Consider the following 17,307-nt stretch of genomic DNA (forward strand, 5'->3'; position numbering starts at 1 on the left):
TCAATATCACTCATAGTTTCTCTTCCGCTGCCGTTTCAGTAGTTCAGACTCGTTTGCCGCTTACTGAATGTTGACGTCGACGCTGGCCGGAAGATCGATGCGCATGAGGGCGTCAACGGTCTTCGGGGTTGGGTCGAGAATGTCGATCAGACGCTTGTGCGTACGCATCTCAAAGTGCTCGCGCGAGTCCTTGTACTTGTGCGGAGAGCGGATGACGCAGTACACGTTCTTTTCAGTTGGCAGTGGCACTGGGCCGACAACACGAGCGCCGGTACGGGTAACCGTCTCGACGATCTTCTTGGCAGAAGCGTCGATAGCCTCGTGATCGTAGGCCTTGAGCCTAATGCGGATCTTCTGTCCCGCCACGCTTGTCCTCTTCCTTCAAAGCGCTTCCCTGCTATTTAAAACAGCTGGTAGTCACGCTTCTTATCTGTCTTAGTCTTAACGCTGTCCGGCCTTGGGGCCTGGTCCAGTCGCCAGTGTCGCTTGTGTCTTACATTTACTTGTTTGTGCCATCGACGGATAGCGGGTCATTTGGTTTTAATGAACACACGCCATACGCACTTGGTTTATCAAGTGATGTAACAACACCCGGTTCCCGCCCCTTTAGCTTGCTCCATGGCCGGATTCGTTTTACCGAGGCCTTATTTACGAAATATATGGAGTACAAGCTTGGAAACGTGTTCCGCGCCTTGTCGGAAGGGAATCCCTTCGCTTACTGCCGCTGTTCATTTACCATGCCCCATCCTCCGGCACCCGCGGTCGGGCGTGTCGCCTTTCCGCTTTTTAAGTACCGCACAGCAAAGCAGCCCCGCTGTGACCCTTCGGATCATTTTCGCGAGGTTCTTCACCGACGATGGATCATGCTCACTTCACCATCGACACCTTCTTGGTCCAGCCTCGCTGCTGCGCTGCTGGCCTCATGTGCCGTGTTAAAGCAACGTCAAGTATTCAACCACACCGGGCGCGCCGAAACCAAATCACTTCTGCCTTTTCTTTTTTTGACGCCCCTACGCGCCGGTGACCTTTTACCTCCGTAGCCCTTTGAGCACTAGAATCGCCACGTAAGTTCAGACTTCACATGCACGGCCTTGAGGTGGCGTCACCTAAAGAAGGAACAGCAATGAGCGACTACCGCAACAACCCCGAATACCAGCGGCAACGGCGCGCCCTGGTGCGGAAACACCACCCCGACGCGGGAGGGACGGACGCCGAGCTGATCGACGCTCTGCGTGCCCTAGACGAGGCCTGGGACCGGCGCGCACGCCTGCGCCGCCAAGTCCGCGAGCACCGGCCTAGCTTCATCCCCGAGGACAAAGCCGAGCAGGCGATGGACGTTGCCGAGCAAGCCATGGGCGTGGCCGAAAACTTCGCCCGCAACGCCGGACGCTTCGCCGGCAACCTACGCAACACGTTGCTCCATAAGTTGCCGCAAGAGTTTCGGCGAGGGTACCGCGAGGGAGACAAGTAGATGTCCACCCGCTACGAGCAGATCGCCCGACAACTGCGCGAGGACATCCGCAACGGGCGCTTCCAGGTTGGCGAAGCCATACCAAGCGAAAGAACCTTGGCCGAACGCTTCGACGTCGCCCCCGGCACCATGCGCCAGGCACTCAATCAGCTGGTGGACGAAGGCACGCTCAGCTCTAAGCGGGGCGCGCGGAAGGTCGTGCTGCGCATGCCCGCCCGCTTCCCCGAGATCTCGAAGTTTCGTAGTTTCGCACAGTGGGCCTACGGGCGCGGACGCACCCCAGGCGGCCACGTGATCCACCAGGAATGGGTGGAGCAGACTGAAAAGGATGCCGAGCTGCTGCGCGTGCCCGCCGGCGAGAAAGTCCTAAAGGTTCTGCGCGTGCGCACCATCGACGGCTCCCCCATCATGCTAGAGCGCACCCGCTACCCCGCCTGGATTGGCACCAAGGTCGAGCCGATGGATCCCACCTGCCCGTCTGTGACCAACGAGCTGGCAGCCCGTCACAACATTCACTTCTTCGCAGCCGACAACGTGTTCTCCGCCGCGAAGGCCGGGGAGGTTGATGCGCGGTGGCTGCCCCTCGAGGCCGGCGACCCTGTGCTAGTGCACCGGCGCCTCTCGCGCGATGCGAGGGGCACGCCGCTGGAGATGAGTGAGGATCGCTATATCGCGGACGCCCTCAGTATCGCCGTGCCCACGTCTGGCAAGAACAACGTTCTCAGCTGGACTACGTTGAATCGCTTCCCCTGGGGATAGTTCCAGGGCATGCAGAAGGCCCCGGGTTCCTCGAAGGAACCCGGGGCCTTGAACCGTTTAGCACCTAAAGCACTAAGCGGCGATCATGTGAGTAGTTAAGACTACTTGTTGATCTTGGTAACGCGACCAGCGCCAACGGTGCGGCCACCCTCACGGATAGCGAAGCGCAGGCCCTCGTCCATAGCAACCGGCTGGATCAGGGTCACGGACATGTCAACGTTGTCGCCCGGCATAACCATCTCGGTGCCCTCCGGCAGCTTCACAACACCGGTAACGTCGGTGGTGCGGAAGTAGAACTGCGGACGGTAGTTGTCGAAGAACGGGGTGTGGCGGCCGCCCTCGTCCTTGGACAGAACGTAGACGGAGCCCTCGAACTCGGTGTGCGGGGTGTAAGCGCCCGGCTTAGCAACGATCTGACCACGCTCAACGTCTTCGCGCTTCAGGCCACGCAGCAGCAGTGCGGCGTTGTCGCCAGCCTCTGCGGTGTCCAGCAGCTTGTTGAACATCTCAATGGAGGTAACGGTGGTCTTCTGGGACTTCTCGCGGATACCCAGGATCTCAACCTCGTCGTTCAGGTTCAGGATGCCACGCTCAACACGGCCAGTAACAACGGTACCGCGGCCGGTAATGGTGAAGATGTCCTCAACCGGCATCAGGAACGGCTTGTCGGTCTCGCGCTCCGGGTCCGGGATGGAGTCGTCGCAGGCCTGCATGAGCTCCAGGATCTGCTTAGCCCACTTCTCGTCGCCCTCCAGGGCCTTCAGTGCGGAGATGTGAACAACAGGTGCTTCCTCGTCGAAGTCCTGCTCAGCCAGCAACTCGCGGACCTCCATCTCGACGAGCTCCAACAGCTCCTCATCGTCAACCATGTCGCACTTGTTCAGTGCAACCAGGATGTACGGAACGCCAACCTGGCGAGCCAGCAGAACGTGCTCGCGGGTCTGCGGCATCGGGCCATCGGTTGCAGCAACAACCAGGATAGCGCCGTCCATCTGAGCAGCACCGGTGATCATGTTCTTGATGTAGTCAGCGTGGCCCGGAGCGTCAACGTGAGCGTAGTGGCGCTTCTCGGTCTCGTACTCAACGTGGGAGATGTTGATCGTGATGCCACGCTCCTTCTCCTCCGGCGCCTTATCGATGGCGTCGAAAGCGAAGGACTTGTTGGCCTCGGGGAATGCGTCAGCCAGAACCTTGGTGATCGCGGCAGTGGTGGTGGTCTTGCCGTGGTCGACGTGACCAATGGTGCCGATGTTTACGTGCGGCTTGGAACGCTCGAACTTAGCCTTCGCCACTTTGTGTCCTCCTGGACTGCTCGGTGGCTACGACTCTCGCAGCCACATTAACTTTTATTGCCAACCAGTTGCTTCCCCGCAGTTTACGGGTCGCCCACTGGCTAGTTTTCTTACTTCTTGCCGAATATCAGATTATCCGTGTAACGAACATCTTCGCCTCGACTTTGTGCTTCGAGGCCAGTCGCGCTACACGCGAACTGGGTAACGGCCAGCACACCGCATCCTACGTCACTTTTGCCATCTAGAAAAATTTGCCCCCTCGAGCAAACCTAAAACCCACGAACATTGGGGTAATCAAGTTTTCTATTTGGTTATTTATTGACGCAGGGCTACGCCGTGCTGACCCCTACCCCGCAAGGCCCTTTGCCCGTGCCGCTCCGCGACAGGCGCCCGGGGTGGTGGGCGCCCGAGGGGGCGTCACAAAGCCTAAAAACCTTGCTTGGGGTCTTACTTGAGGGTTAAGCGTTGCCGCCAGTGCGCTCCGCGATGATGTCGGATGCGACGTTAGTCGGAACCTCACCGTAGGAGTCGAAGATCATGGAGAAGTTCGCACGGCCGGCGGTACGGGAACGCAGGTCGCCAATGTAGCCGAACATCTCGGACAGCGGCACCTTGGCCTTGACGATCTTGGCGCCAGCGCGGTCGTCCATGGAGGAAACCTGGCCACGGCGGGAGTTGATGTCGCCGATGACGTCGCCCATGTACTCCTCAGGGGTAATTACCTCAACGGCCATCAGCGGCTCCAGCAGAACCGGCTTTGCCTTGGCAACAGCTTCCTTCAGTGCCTGGGAACCAGCCAGCTTGAAGGCCATTTCGGAGGAGTCGACCTCGTGGTAAGCACCATCCAGCAGGGTGGCCTTGATGTTCACCAGCGGGAAGCCGGCCAGGTAGCCGTACTGCATAGCGTCCTGGATACCAGCGTCCACAGACGGGATGTACTCCTTCGGCACGCGGCCACCGGTGACCTCGTTGACGAACTCGTAGGTCTGGTCGGAGCCCTCTTCCGGCTCGTAAGGCTCGAGCGCGATGATGACGCGCGCGAACTGACCGGAACCACCAGTCTGCTTCTTGTGGGTGTACTCCAGCTTCTCGACCGGCTTGCGGATGGTCTCGCGGTAAGCAACCTGCGGGTTACCGATGTTCGCCTCGACCTTGAACTCGCGGCGCATGCGGTCAACCAGAACGTCCAGGTGCAGCTCGCCCATACCGCCGATGACGGTCTGGCCGGTCTCCTCGTCCAGCTTAACGGTGAAGGTCGGGTCCTCTTCCGCCAGCTTCTGGATGGCGGTACCCAGCTTCTCCTGGTCAGACTTGGTCTTCGGCTCGATTGCCACCTCGATAACCGGATCCGGGAAGTCCATGGACTCCAGGATGACCGGGTCCTGAGCGTCACTCAGGGTGTCGCCAGTGGTCGTATCCTTCAGACCGATGAAGGCGTAGATGTGACCAGCGGATGCACGATCCACCGGCTGCTCCTTGTTGGAGTGCATCTGGAACAGCTTGCCGATGCGCTCCTTCTTGTCCTTGGTGGAGTTCATAACCTGTGCACCGGACTCAACGGAACCGGAGTACACGCGAACGTAGGTCAGCTTGCCGAAGAACGGGTGAACGGCAACCTTGAACGCCAGAGCGGAGAACGGCTCGTCCTTGGACGGCTTACGCAGCTTCTCACTCTCCGGATCCTTCGGATCGTGGCCGACGATGGAGCCGACATCCATCGGGTTCGGCAGGAAGTCGATCACAGCATCCAGCATCGGCTGGATACCCTTGTTCTTGTAAGCAGAACCACAGTAAACCGGGTAGACCTCAGAGTTGATGGTCAGCTTGCGGATCTGTGCCTTCAGCTCGTCGACGGTGATTTCCTCACCGGCGAAGTAGCGCTCCATCAGCTCTTCGTCGGACTCAGCAACGGTCTCGATGAGCTTCTCGCGGTACTCCTCAGCCTTTTCCTTCAGATCCTCCGGGATCTCCTCGTAGGTCGGCTCGGTACCGATCTCGACCTTGCCGCGCCAGGTCAGGGCGCGCATGTTCAGCAGGTCGACGATGCCGTCGAAGTCATCCTCAGCGCCGATCGGCAGGGCCATCACCAGCGGCTTTGCGCCCAGGCGGTCGATGATGGTCTGCACGGTGTAGTAGAAGTCCGCACCCAGCTTATCCATCTTGTTGACGAAGCAGATACGCGGAACATCGTACTTGGTTGCCTGGCGCCAGACCTGCTCAGACTGCGGCTCCACGCCTTCCTTGGCGTCGAACACAGCAACGGCACCGTCCAGAACACGCAGGGAACGCTCCACCTCAACGGTGAAGTCCACGTGACCCGGGGTGTCGATGATGTTGATCTGGTTGCCTTCCCAGAAACAGGTGGTCGCGGCGGAAGTAATGGTAATTCCGCGCTCCTTCTCCTGCTCCATCCAGTCCATCGTGGAGGCGCCATCGTGGGTCTCACCGACCTTACGGTTGATGCCGGTGTAGAAAAGGATGCGCTCCGTGGTGGTGGTCTTACCAGCATCGATGTGCGCCATGATGCCGATGTTGCGGACCTTGTTCAGGTCGGTCAACGCTTCAAGTGCCACTGGGTTACCCCGCTCATTTCGTTGTTGAGCGGCTTGGCCGGAACTTCCATGTTGTTCACATTGTCGTTCTTCAAGTGCTTTAAAAAGCCCCGCAAGCCGCAGGCGATTATGTACTCGTTCTATTGTGCCAGCTTTGTGCCGTCACGTCGCGTCGAGGGTTTCTTGACGCCCTCACGCGGTCAATAAAAACTATAGCCCCACTACCCCGATATGAAGTTTGGGCGGTGAGGCTATAGAGCCGCTGCTACCAGCGGTAGTGGGCGAAGGCGCGGTTGGCCTCTGCCATCTTGTGAGTGTCTTCGCGACGCTTCACGGATGCACCCAGGCCGTTGGATGCGTCCAGGATCTCGTTGGCGAGACGCTCGGTCATGGTGTTCTCACGACGCTGACGGGTGAAGGTCACCAGCCAACGCAGTGCCAGAGTGGTGGAACGGCCGGGGCGAACCTCAACCGGAACCTGGTAGGTAGCGCCACCAACACGGCGGGAGCGAACCTCAAGAGCCGGCTTGACGTTGTCGAGAGCCTTCTTCAGGGTGAGGATCGGATCGGTGCCGGTCTTCTCACGGCACTGCTCCAGTGCGCCGTAGACGATGCGCTCTGCGGTGGACTTCTTACCGTCAAGGAGAACCTTGTTCACCAGCTGGGAGACGAGAACGTCGCCGTAAACTGGATCCTTGACGAGCTGTCGGGAAGGTGCTGGACCCTTACGTGGCATTGTTTACTTCTCCTTCTTAGCGCCGTAGCGGGAACGTGCCTGCTTGCGGTCCTTGACACCCTGGGTGTCGAGGGAACCACGCACGATCTTGTAGCGAACACCCGGGAGGTCCTTCACACGACCACCGCGGACGAGCACCATGGAGTGCTCCTGCAGGTTGTGGCCCTCACCCGGGATGTAGGCGGAAACCTCGATACCGGAGGTCAGGCGAACACGGGCAACCTTACGCAGTGCGGAGTTCGGCTTCTTCGGAGTGGTGGTGTACACGCGGGTGCACACACCGCGACGCTGCGGGGAGCCCTTCAGCGCAGCAGTGGCAACCTTCGTGCTCTTGTCATGACGGCCCTTGCGGACCAGCTGCTGAATAGTTGGCATAGATAGACTTTCTTTCGGTTCTTTTCGGTGCAGTAGTGCAGTTTGTAGCTTGAGGATCTCAAAAGGATCTGCACACACGAAAAATAAGGGGCTCTTCCTTACGGGGCCTCTTCCGTGGTGTATCACCCCACGCAATAACGTGGAGATCCCTGCATCGCACCCCAGCTGCACAACCGGCCTGCGCTAACTCGGTTAGCTTGTGACCGTCACTGCACCAGCGGAGACAATACAATCTACGGTGGAAAAGCTTAATACACCGTGCCTGCGCTACCAAATTCCCGTTTGAATAGCGTTCTCAGTCACTGCCAGGCTGGCACCGTGCCTACAATCATCCCGATGCCTTCCCACCAGTTTGACCTCGCAACCATCGGAGCGGGCCTACCCGCCGCCGAACTGCTGTCGCGCATTCCACAGCGCGGCCCGTTGGTGGTGGAGGCTCCCCCTGGAACAGGTAAGACAACCCTCGTCCCGCCCGCGCTGTCCAATATTCTGGCGCGCACAGCCGACGAAGCCACGGAAGAGCCCCCGACCACCACGGCCACCCCGGCCACCCCGCCGAAAGTGCTGGTCACCGCACCTCGCCGCGTGGCCGTCCGCGCCGCCGCCCGGCGCCTCGCCCACCTCGACGGCTCCCGCGTAGGCGACCGTGTCGGCTACAGCATCCGCGGCGAACATCACCCCGGCACCCTGGTTGAATTCGTCACTCCCGGTGTGCTCCTCAACCGCCTCCTGGCCGATCCCGCCCTCGAAGGCGTGGGTGCGGTACTCATCGACGAAGTCCACGAGCGCCAATTGGATTCCGACCTCGTGCTCGCCATGTGCCAGGAAGTCGCCCTGCTGCGCGAAGGCGACCCCGCCGGGGAGCTCTACCTCTGCGCCATGTCCGCCACAGTCGACACGCAGAAACTTGCCGACTACATGGGCGCGCAGGTCGTCTCCACCCCAGCGGTCACCCACCCGCTCGAGGTCACGTATCACCCGCACCCCGAGCGCGCCCAGGGCTCGCCCGCGTTCTACCGCCACGTCGCGAGCCTTGCCCTGCAGGCCCACTCGTACCACTGCGACTCCGGCCATCTCGACCATCGCACGCTGGTCTTCGTGCCCGGCCGCAAGGAAATCGACTGGGTGAGCTCTCACCTGCCCGATTCCGTCCCGCTCCACGGCGGTCTGGACTCACGCGAGCAGGATGCCGCGCTCACAGGCAACTCCCCCATCGTCGTCGCCACATCCATTGCCGAATCCTCCCTGACCGTCCCCGGCGTACACGCAGTCGTCGATGCAGGCCTTTCCCGCACTCCCCGCCACGACCAAGCTCGCGGCATGACGGGCCTAGTCACCACCTCCACTTCCAAGGCCAGCGCCGATCAGCGTGCCGGCCGTGCCGGTCGCCTCGGCCCCGGCCAGGTCTACCGCGCCTACTCCGCGGCCGACTATTCCCACTTCGCACCGGACATCACCCCGGAGATCCTCTCGTCGGACCTCGTCACCGCCGCCTTGACCCTCGCTGCTTGGGGCTCGCCCGATATTTCTCTGCTGGACGCCCCTCCGGCCGCAACCCTCACCGACGCCAACCAGGAGCTGCACGCCTTGGGCGCACTAGATGGGAACGGCGCGATCACCGCGACGGGTCAGAAGCTCGCGCGCATTCCCGCCGACCCACGCCTCGGGGCGGCACTGCTGGCGCACGGCTCAGGCGCCGCCGAGGTTGTGGCCGCACTGTCGACCGGCCTGCAGGGGGACCTCGCCGAGGCCAATCCACAGGCCTCCGAAGTGCGCCGTTTCGCGCGGATGGTGGAAGACCGTGGTCCGGCCACTCCCGGCGAGGTTGTAGCCTCCGCATTCCCTGATCGCGTGGCCAAGCTGGTAGAAAGCAGCGGTCGCAACGCTGGTAACGGCGGCAGCGGGGACGCCGAGTATCTGCTGGCCTCCGGCACCCGCGCCATCCTGGCGCCGGAGCTGCGCCGCCCGCTCGGCGGATCCGAATGGCTGGCAGTGGCAGAGGTCCAGCTGGGCCGCACTCCCCTGATCCGCGCGGCCGCCCGGCTGGACGAACCGGACCTAGCGCAGGTGCGGGAGGACGTCACCGCTCGCATCTCCGAGGGCAAGCTCCGCGCGCGGCGCACCCGCCACCTCGGAGCTATCGAACTATCCAGCACGCCGGTCTCCGTCAGCCAGCTGGGCGAAGAAGAGAAAAACCAAGCGATCGCGGCCTTGGCTGCCGAGGGACTCGGGTGGCTACGGATGACTGAGGGGGCGTCAAGAATCAAGGAAAGAGTCGACTACCTCCGCGAGCAGCTCGGCGAACCGTGGCCAGATCTTGCGGCAGGCGACTATACGCCCGAGGCCGAGCGGGTCGTGGCGGGCGAAAGGATCGCCGACATCGACGCTTACCAGGCGATCATGCGCCAACTCCCGTGGCCCGAGGCGGGACGGATGGACGAGCTTGCGCCGGAGCGGCTGGAGGTACCCAGCGGATCGTCCACGAAGATCCACTACGAAACTGAGCGCCCGATTGTGCGCATTAAGCTGCAGGAATGCTTTGGGCTGGCGGAATCCCCCACCATCGCGGGACAAAAAGTTCTGTTCCACCTACTATCGCCAGCTGGCCGCGAGCTAGCCGTCACCGACGATCTGAAGAGCTTTTGGGACGGCCCCTACCAGGGCGTGCGCAAGGACATGCGCGGGCGGTATCCGAAGCACCCGTGGCCCGAGGATCCGTGGTCGGCGACGGCGACGAAGAAGACGAAGCGGGCGCTGGGTAGCTAGTTCGCACGGGCGCGTGACCCGCACGCGCCTAGCGGCGCTTGTTGCCGAAGGTCTTGGTGAAGTTCAGGCCGCGGATCGGGGTGCGGATCGTGACGGACTGGCGGCCATCAGCGCGCTGCGTAATGCGCATCGGCCCAACACGGGTGGATCCGCCCACGCCACCGGAAGAGGTGTTAATGCGGAACGGACCGAACTTCTTGGAGTTGCGAAACATCATACCCATGCAGGCCATCATAGATGTCACCGCTTACAGTAGGCACTAGGCACGCAAAAGCGGGCGCCGCCCCAAGCACGAGACCTTTAAGCAATAGGCCTCTGGCACAAGGAGAAGCGCCCGCTAGACACTGCTGGGCTACATCAGGTCGATGTCGTCCAGCGGCACGGCAGCGCCGGTGAACTCGCCGTAAGTGTCGTCGGCGTAGAAGCCATCGCCGAAGGAGGACGGCAGGGAGTAAGCCGCTGCGCGGGCCTCCTCCGTCGGCTCCACGGTGATGTTGCGGTAGCGGGAAATGCCCGTACCGGCCGGGATCAGCTTACCGATGATGACGTTCTCCTTCAGGCCGATCAGCTTGTCAGAACGCTTGTTGATGGCAGCGTCCGTGAGCACGCGGGTGGTCTCCTGGAACGAGGCGGCGGACAGCCAGGACTCGGTAGCCAGGGAGGCCTTCGTGATGCCCATGATCTCGGCGCGAACCTCCACCGGACGGCCGCCGGTCTTGACGGCCTCCTTGGAAGCAGCCACCGCGTCTGCGTGATCCACCAGGGAGCCCGGCAGGAACTCGGTCGAGCCGGAGTCGATGACGGTCACGCGACGCAGCATCTGGCGCACGATGATCTCGATGTGCTTGTCGTGGATGGCCACACCCTGATCGCGGTAGACCTTCTGGACCTCGTTGATCAGGTGCTGCTGCACGCCACGGCGGCCCATCACGCGCAGAACCTCGTGCGGATCGGCAGCGCCCTTCAGCAGCTGCTGGCCCATCTTCACGTGGTCGCCGTCGCGGATCGGGCGCTCCACGCCACCGGTGCCCAGCGTTGCCAGGCCCTGGCGCTTGGACAGCTTCTCGTACACCACATCGTCGGAGCCGTCGTCCGGCTCGATGGTGAGGGTGAAGAAGTTGTCGTCGTCTTCGATGCGCACCTTGCCGTCCACCGACGCAATCGGGGACTTCGCCTTCGGCACACGAGCTTCAAACAGCTCCTGAACACGCGGCAGACCACCGGTAATGTCGCCACCGACACCACCCAGGTGGAACGTACGCATGGTCAGCTGGGTACCCGGCTCACCAATGGACTGGGCGGCGACGATACCAACGGCCTCGCCGATCTCGACCTTCTTGCCGGTCGCCATGGAACGGCCGTAGCAGGTCGAGCACACGCCGGTGTTGGTAGCACAGGTCATCACGGAGCGGACCTTTACTTCCTCCACGCCGGCCTCGAGGAGAGCCTTCAGCTCGCCCTCGCCAATGACGTTGCCCTCGGCAACGACGACGGTGCCGTCGGAGGCGGTGGCGTCGCTAGCCAGGTAACGACCCAGAACAGACGTTTCGACGAAGTCCGCCGCGGTGTAGTTACCGGTCGGCTTGCCCTCGGCGTCCAGAACCGGAACGGCCACTGGCATAACAGCGCCCTGCTTGGTACCACAGTCGTCCTCGCGCACGATGACGTCCTGCGCCACGTCCACCAGACGACGGGTCAGGTAACCCGAGTCGGCGGTACGCAGAGCCGTATCGGCCAGGCCCTTACGGGAACCGTGGGAGTTGTTGAAGTACTCGAGCACGGACAGGCCTTCGCGGAAGGAGGTCTTAATCGGGCGGGTGATGTACTCACCGCGCGAGTTCGTAACCATGCCCTTCATGCCGGCCAGGGTCCAGATCTGACGCATGTTACCGGCAGCACCCGACTTCACGATCATCGGAATCGGGTTGTCATCCGGGTACAGGTCCTCGACGGACTGACCGACGTAGTCGGTAGCTTCCTTCCACAGGTCCACCAGGGACTGGTAGCGCTCGGCCTCGTTGATCTTGCCGCGTGCCATCTTCTTCTCGATAACGCGGGCCTTGGCCTCGTAGTTATCCAGAACTTCCTGCTTATTCGGCAGAACCAGCACATCGTGCATTGTGATGGTCACACCGGAGCGGGTTGCCCAGTAGAAGCCGGCATCCTTCAGCTTGTCCACCGTCTGCGCCACGGTGATCATCGGGTACTTCGCCGCGAGGTCGTTAATGACGGCAGCCTGTGGCTTCTTCGCCATGACGCCCTCTACGTATGGGTAGTTCCACGGCAGCAGCTCGTTGAACAGCACGCGACCCAGGGTGGTCTCCGCCAGCCAGGTCTGGCCTCGCTGCCAACCATCCGGGAACAGCTCGGCCTCGATCTCCGCGGTCGGGCGCAGGTGGCTGATACGCACGTGGATCGGAGCCTGTAGGCCCAGTACGCCACGGTCGTAAGCCATGATCGCCTCGGCCAAGGAGGAGTACACGCCCTGTGCCGGACCCTCCTCGGTGGCCGGTGCGTAGGCACCCTGGCCGCCGAACTCCTCCGGCTTCTTCAGCAGGGTCAGGTAGTACAGGCCGGTCACCATGTCCAGACGCGGCATAGCCAGCGGCTTACCGGATGCCGGGGACAGAATGTTGTTGGAAGCCAGCATCAGGATGCGAGCCTCGGCCTGCGCCTCAGCGGACAGCGGCAGGTGAACAGCCATCTGGTCACCGTCGAAGTCCGCGTTGAAAGCCTCACAAGCCAGCGGGTGCAGCTGGATAGCCTTACCCTCAACCAGGATCGGCTCGAAGGCCTGAATACCCAGGCGGTGCAGGGTGGGTGCACGGTTCAGCATCACCGGGTGCTCGGCGATGGCTTCTTCCAGCACGTCCCACACCTCGGGGCGCTGGCGCTCCACCATTCGCTTGGCGGACTTGATGTTCTGCGCGTAGGACTTCTCCACCAGGCGCTTCATCACGAACGGCTTGAACAGCTCCAGGGCCATCAGCTTCGGCAGACCACACTGGTGCAGCTTCAGCTGCGGGCCAACGATAATCACGGAACGGCCGGAGTAGTCCACACGCTTACCCAGCAGGTTCTGGCGGAAGCGGCCCTGCTTACCCTTCAGCAGGTCAGACAGGGACTTCAGCGGACGGTTGCCCGGTCCGGTAACCGGACGGCCGCGACGACCGTTGTCGAACAGTGCGTCGACGGACTCCTGCAGCATGCGCTTCTCGTTGTTCACGATGATCTCGGGTGCGCCGAGGTCCAGCATGCGCTTCAGGCGGTTGTTGCGGTTGATGACGCGGCGGTACAGGTCGTTCAGGTCGGAGGTCGCAAAACGGCCGCCGTCCAGCTGCACCATCGGGCGCAGCTCCGGCGGAATAACCGGGATGCAGTCCAGAACCATGCCGGCCGGGTCGTTGCCGGAACGCAGGAACGCGGCGACGACCTTCAGGCGCTTCAGAGCACGCAGCTTCTTCTGGCCCTTGCCGTCACGGATAACTTCGCGCAGGGACTCGGCCTCGGCCTCGAGGTCGAAGCTACGGATCAGGGTCTGGATGGCCTCTGCACCCATGCCACCGGTGAAGTAATCCTCGTAGCGGTCGACCAGCTCGTTGTAGATGTTCTCATCCACAATCATCTGCTTCGGAGCCAGCTTGACGAAGGTGTTCCAGATCTCGTCCAGGCGGTCAATCTCGCGCTCGGCGCGCTCGCGGATGTGGCGCATCTCGCGGTCGGCTGCGTTCTGGACCTTCTTCTTGGCATCGTTCTTGGCACCAGCTGCCTCGAGCTCAGCCAGGTCGTCCTCGAGAGTCTTGGCACGATCGGCCAGCTCCGCATCGCGCTCCTGCTCGACTTCCTTCTTCTCCAGCAGCATCTCCGCCTCGAGGGTGGACTGGTCGTTGTGGCGACCTTCCTCGTCCACGGAGGTGATGATGTTGGCGGCGAAGTAGATGATCTTTTCCAGATCCTTCGGAGCCAGGTCCAACAGGTAGCCCAGGCGAGAGGGCACGCCCTTGAAGTACCAGATGTGGGTGACAGGAGCGGCCAGCTCGATGTGGCCCATGCGCTCACGGCGCACCTTGGACTTGGTCACCTCAACGCCACAGCGCTCACAGATGATGCCCTTGTAGCGCACACGCTTGTACTTGCCACAGCCACACTCCCAGTCGCGGGTGGGGCCGAAAATGCGCTCGCAGAACAGGCCGTCCTTCTCCGGCTTCAGGGTGCGGTAGTTAATGGTTTCAGGCTTCTTGACCTCGCCACGGGACCAGCGACGGATGTCGTCCGCAGTCGCTAGACCGATGCGAAGCTCATCGAAAAAGTTGACGTCCAGCACGTGGACTTCCTTTCCCCTCCTCTTTCCGGAGGGCTTTGGGTAGTTACGGCGCCTTAAGCTGTGTTGTTTGTCGGGCTCAGACGCCGAAAATACGGCGAATGTACGAAAGTCAGATGTTTAGGGTCGTCAACGCCCTAGCTGACGTCCATGTCAGCATCCGGACGCTCGTCACGGGACAGGTTGATGCCCAGAGCTGCGTTAGCGTTCTCCAGCTCATCGTCATCGTCAGAGGACAGCTCCATCGGGGTGCCGTCGGCGGCCAGAACCTCAACGTTCAGGCACAGCGACTGCAGCTCCTTCAGGAGGACCTTGAAGGACTCCGGAATGCCAGGATCCGGGATGTTCTCGCCCTTCACGATCGCCTCGTACACCTTCACACGGCCAACCACGTCGTCGGACTTGATGGTCAGGAGCTCCTGCAGGGTGTAGGCGGCACCGTATGCCTGCATTGCCCACACCTCCATCTCACCGAAGCGCTGGCCACCGAACTGTGCCTTACCGCCCAGCGGCTGCTGGGTAATCATGGAGTAAGGACCAGTAGAGCGAGCGTGGATCTTCTCGTCGACCAGGTGGTGCAGCTTCAGCATGTACATGTAGCCCACTGCAACCGGGTACGGGAAGGGCTCGCCGGAGCGGCCGTCAATCAGGTTGGACTTACCGAAGTCGTCGACCTGGCGCTCGCCGTCGCGGTTCGGCAGCGAGGAACGCAGCAGGCCGGACAGCTCCGCGTTGGAAGCACCGTCGAACACCGGGGTAGCGGTCAGGGAGTCCGCCGGAACCTCGTAAAGCTCCTCCGGCAGGGTCTCCAGCATCTTCTGGATCTTCGGATCCTGAGAATCGGTGTCGACCTTCCAACCGGCCTTAGCCAGCCAGCCCAGGTGCACCTCGAGGACCTGACCAATGTTCATACGACGCGGCACGCCGTGGGTGTTCAGGATGATGTCGATCGGAGTACCGTCCGGCAGGAACGGCATGTCCTCCTGCGGCAAGATCTTGCCGACAACACCCTTGTTGCCGTGACGGCCGGCGAGCTTATCGCCGTCCTGGATCTTGCGCTTCTGGGCGACGTAGACGCGAACCATCTCGTTCACGCCTGCGGCCAGGTCGTCGTCGTCCTCACGGGAGAACACGCGAACGCCGATGACCTTACCGGTCTCGCCGTGCGGCACCTTCATGGAGGTATCGCGGACCTCGCGTGCCTTCTCGCCGAAGATAGCGCGCAGCAGGCGCTCTTCCGGAGTCAGCTCGGTCTCACCCTTCGGGGTGACCTTACCGACCAAGATGTCGCCGTCGCGGACGTCAGCGCCGATGCGGACGATACCGCGTTCGTCCAGGTCGGCCAGGACATCTTCGCCCACGTTAGGAATGTCGCGGGTGATCTCCTCCGGACCCAGCTTGGTGTCGCGGGCGTCAATCTCGTACTCCTCGATGTGAATCGAGGTCAGAACGTCCTCCTCAACCATGCGCTGGTTCAGGATGATGGCGTCCTCGTAGTTGTGACCTTCCCACGGCATGAAGGCAACCAGCAGGTTCTTGCCCAGTGCCATCTCGCCGTGGTCGGTGCCCGGGCCGTCGGCCAGAACCTGGCCGGCCTCAACGCGGTCACCCTCGTCCACCAGCGGAGTCTGGTTGTAGCAGGTGCCCTGGTTGGTGCGCTCGAACTTGCGCAGCATGAAGGTATCGCGCACACCTTCGTCGTCCATGACGGTGATGTAGTCGGCGGAGACGTACTCGACCACGCCTGCCTTAGGCGCAATGATCATGTCGCCGGCGTCATAAGCAGCGCGCAGCTCCATACCGGTGCCCACGAACGGAGCCTCGGAGCGCAGCAGCGGCACAGCCTGACGCTGCATGTTGGCACCCATCAGTGCACGGTTAGCATCGTCGTGCTCGAGGAACGGAATCATAGCGGTTGCCACGGAAACCATCTGTCGCGGCGACACGTCCATGTAGTCCACCTCGGTGTACGGGACGACCTCCACGTCGCCGCCGCGCAGGCGCACCTCAATGCGCTCCTCGGTGAACCGGTGATTCTCGTCGAACGGGGTGTTCGCCTGAGCAATCACGTGGCGGTCTTCTTCGTCCGCAGTGAAGTAGTAGACCTCGTCGGTGATCTGCCCGTCCACAACCTTGCGGTACGGGGTCTCGATGAAGCCGAACGGGTTCACGCGAGCGTAGGAGGAAAGGGAGCCGATCAGACCAATGTTCGGCCCCTCAGGCGTCTCAATCGGGCACATGCGGCCGTAGTGAGACGGGTGAACGTCGCGGACCTCCAGGCCGGCGCGCTCACGGGACAGACCGCCCGGACCCAGCGCAGACAGGCGGCGCTTGTGGGTCAGGCCGGACAGGGAGTTGTTCTGGTCCAGGAACTGCGACAGCTGGGAGGTGCCGAAGAACTCGCGGATAGCCGCGGAGACCGGGCGAACATTGATCAGGGAGGTCGGCGTGATGGACTCCGCATCCTGGGTGGTCATGCGCTCACGCACAACGCGCTCCATGCGGGACAGACCCACGCGAACCTGGTTCTGGATCAGCTCGCCGACGGTACGCAGACGACGGTTACCGAAGTGGTCGATGTCGTCGGTATCGATTGGAATCTCGGTGCCATCCGGGGAGGTCATAGACTTTTCACCGGCATGCAGGCGCACCAGGTACTCGATTGTGGTCAGGATGTCCTCTTCCGTGAGGGTCATCACGCCATCGGTATCGCCGCCCAGGCCCAGCTTCCGGTTGACCTTGTAGCGGCCAACCTTGGCCAGGTCGTAGCGCTTCGCCTTGAAGAAAGAGTTCTCCAGCAGAGCCTGCGCGGAGTCGCGCGTCGGGGACTCGCCCGGGCGCTGCTTGCGGTAGATCTCCAGCAGGGCCTCGTCGGTGTTGTCCACGCCATCCTTTTCGAGGGTGGACATCATCAGCTCGGAGAAGCCGAAGCGGTCGGTGATCTCCTGCGTGGTCAGGCCCAGGGCCTTCAGCAGCACGGTGACCGGCTGGCGGCGCTTGCGGTCGATGCGCACGCCGACGGTGTCGCGCTTGTC

General features: G+C 62.1%; 11 protein-coding genes. 3 read left to right on the top strand and 8 right to left on the bottom strand.

The window, feature by feature from the left end; translation table 11 throughout:
• Window positions 1-60: 60 nt before the first annotated feature.
• Window positions 61-366 carry a 30S ribosomal protein S10 gene (gene rpsJ, locus Q0331_RS00180; RefSeq protein ID WP_010120790.1) on the bottom strand — a complete coding sequence of 102 codons (306 nt, stop codon included), beginning with the start codon at window positions 364-366 and terminating at the stop codon, window positions 61-63.
• A gap of 757 nt (window positions 367-1,123) precedes the next feature.
• On the opposite strand from rpsJ, the gene Q0331_RS00185 reads away from it, so the two are divergent.
• Window positions 1,124-1,471, top strand: a complete 348-nt coding sequence (locus Q0331_RS00185; RefSeq protein ID WP_034986208.1) for a hypothetical protein — start codon at window positions 1,124-1,126, stop codon at window positions 1,469-1,471.
• Window positions 1,472-2,230 carry a GntR family transcriptional regulator gene (locus Q0331_RS00190; protein ID WP_298073801.1) on the top strand — a complete coding sequence of 253 codons (759 nt, stop codon included), beginning with the start codon at window positions 1,472-1,474 and terminating at the stop codon, window positions 2,228-2,230. It begins immediately after the preceding gene.
• A 101-nt stretch (window positions 2,231-2,331) separates the two neighbouring features.
• Here the strand turns inward: Q0331_RS00190 and tuf are convergent, their stop codons facing one another.
• From tuf to rpsL, 4 genes are all read right to left on the bottom strand, one after another.
• Complete coding sequence (tuf, locus tag Q0331_RS00195) at window positions 2,332-3,522, bottom strand: elongation factor Tu (RefSeq protein ID WP_239198733.1); 1,191 nt, start codon at window positions 3,520-3,522, stop codon at window positions 2,332-2,334.
• Between the two features lie 458 nt (window positions 3,523-3,980).
• Window positions 3,981-6,095: an elongation factor G gene (fusA, locus tag Q0331_RS00200; protein WP_298073804.1), complete on the bottom strand. Its 2,115-nt coding sequence runs from the start codon at window positions 6,093-6,095 to the stop codon at window positions 3,981-3,983.
• Between the two features lie 244 nt (window positions 6,096-6,339).
• Window positions 6,340-6,810, bottom strand: a complete 471-nt coding sequence (rpsG, locus tag Q0331_RS00205) for a 30S ribosomal protein S7 (RefSeq protein ID WP_005291999.1) — start codon at window positions 6,808-6,810, stop codon at window positions 6,340-6,342.
• A 3-nt stretch (window positions 6,811-6,813) separates the two neighbouring features.
• Complete coding sequence (gene rpsL, locus Q0331_RS00210; protein WP_034971062.1) at window positions 6,814-7,185, bottom strand: 30S ribosomal protein S12; 372 nt, start codon at window positions 7,183-7,185, stop codon at window positions 6,814-6,816.
• A 336-nt stretch (window positions 7,186-7,521) separates the two neighbouring features.
• On the opposite strand from rpsL, the gene Q0331_RS00215 reads away from it, so the two are divergent.
• Window positions 7,522-9,951, top strand: coding sequence for an ATP-dependent RNA helicase (locus Q0331_RS00215; protein ID WP_298073807.1), 2,430 nt, complete (start codon window positions 7,522-7,524; stop codon window positions 9,949-9,951).
• A gap of 28 nt (window positions 9,952-9,979) precedes the next feature.
• Here the strand turns inward: Q0331_RS00215 and Q0331_RS00220 are convergent, their stop codons facing one another.
• The 3 genes from Q0331_RS00220 to Q0331_RS00230 form a co-directional block, all read right to left on the bottom strand.
• Complete coding sequence (locus Q0331_RS00220; protein WP_298073809.1) at window positions 9,980-10,174, bottom strand: DUF4236 domain-containing protein; 195 nt, start codon at window positions 10,172-10,174, stop codon at window positions 9,980-9,982.
• A gap of 129 nt (window positions 10,175-10,303) precedes the next feature.
• A complete protein-coding gene (locus Q0331_RS00225) occupies window positions 10,304-14,275 on the bottom strand; it encodes a DNA-directed RNA polymerase subunit beta' (protein ID WP_298073811.1) in 3,972 nt (1,323 codons plus the stop codon).
• A 134-nt stretch (window positions 14,276-14,409) separates the two neighbouring features.
• Window positions 14,410-17,307, bottom strand: a 2,898-nt coding sequence (locus tag Q0331_RS00230) for a DNA-directed RNA polymerase subunit beta (RefSeq protein WP_298073812.1), incomplete at its 5' end; no start/stop codon positions are given.

This window comes from uncultured Corynebacterium sp., assembly GCF_937999985.1.
Classification (GTDB): domain Bacteria; phylum Actinomycetota; class Actinomycetes; order Mycobacteriales; family Mycobacteriaceae; genus Corynebacterium.

What these genes read in the sequence shown, in the direction of transcription:
- rpsG (WP_005291999.1), bottom strand. Translation starts at nt 6,810, where the DNA reads ATGCCACGTAAGGGTCCAGCACCTTCCCGACAGCTCGTCAAGGATCCA.
- Q0331_RS00220 (WP_298073809.1), bottom strand. Translation starts at nt 10,174, where the DNA reads ATGGGTATGATGTTTCGCAACTCCAAGAAGTTCGGTCCGTTCCGCATT.
- Q0331_RS00185 (WP_034986208.1), top strand. Translation starts at nt 1,124, where the DNA reads ATGAGCGACTACCGCAACAACCCCGAATACCAGCGGCAACGGCGCGCC.
- Q0331_RS00190 (WP_298073801.1), top strand. Translation starts at nt 1,472, where the DNA reads ATGTCCACCCGCTACGAGCAGATCGCCCGACAACTGCGCGAGGACATC.
- Q0331_RS00215 (WP_298073807.1), top strand. Translation starts at nt 7,522, where the DNA reads ATGCCTTCCCACCAGTTTGACCTCGCAACCATCGGAGCGGGCCTACCC.
- rpsL (WP_034971062.1), bottom strand. Translation starts at nt 7,185, where the DNA reads ATGCCAACTATTCAGCAGCTGGTCCGCAAGGGCCGTCATGACAAGAGC.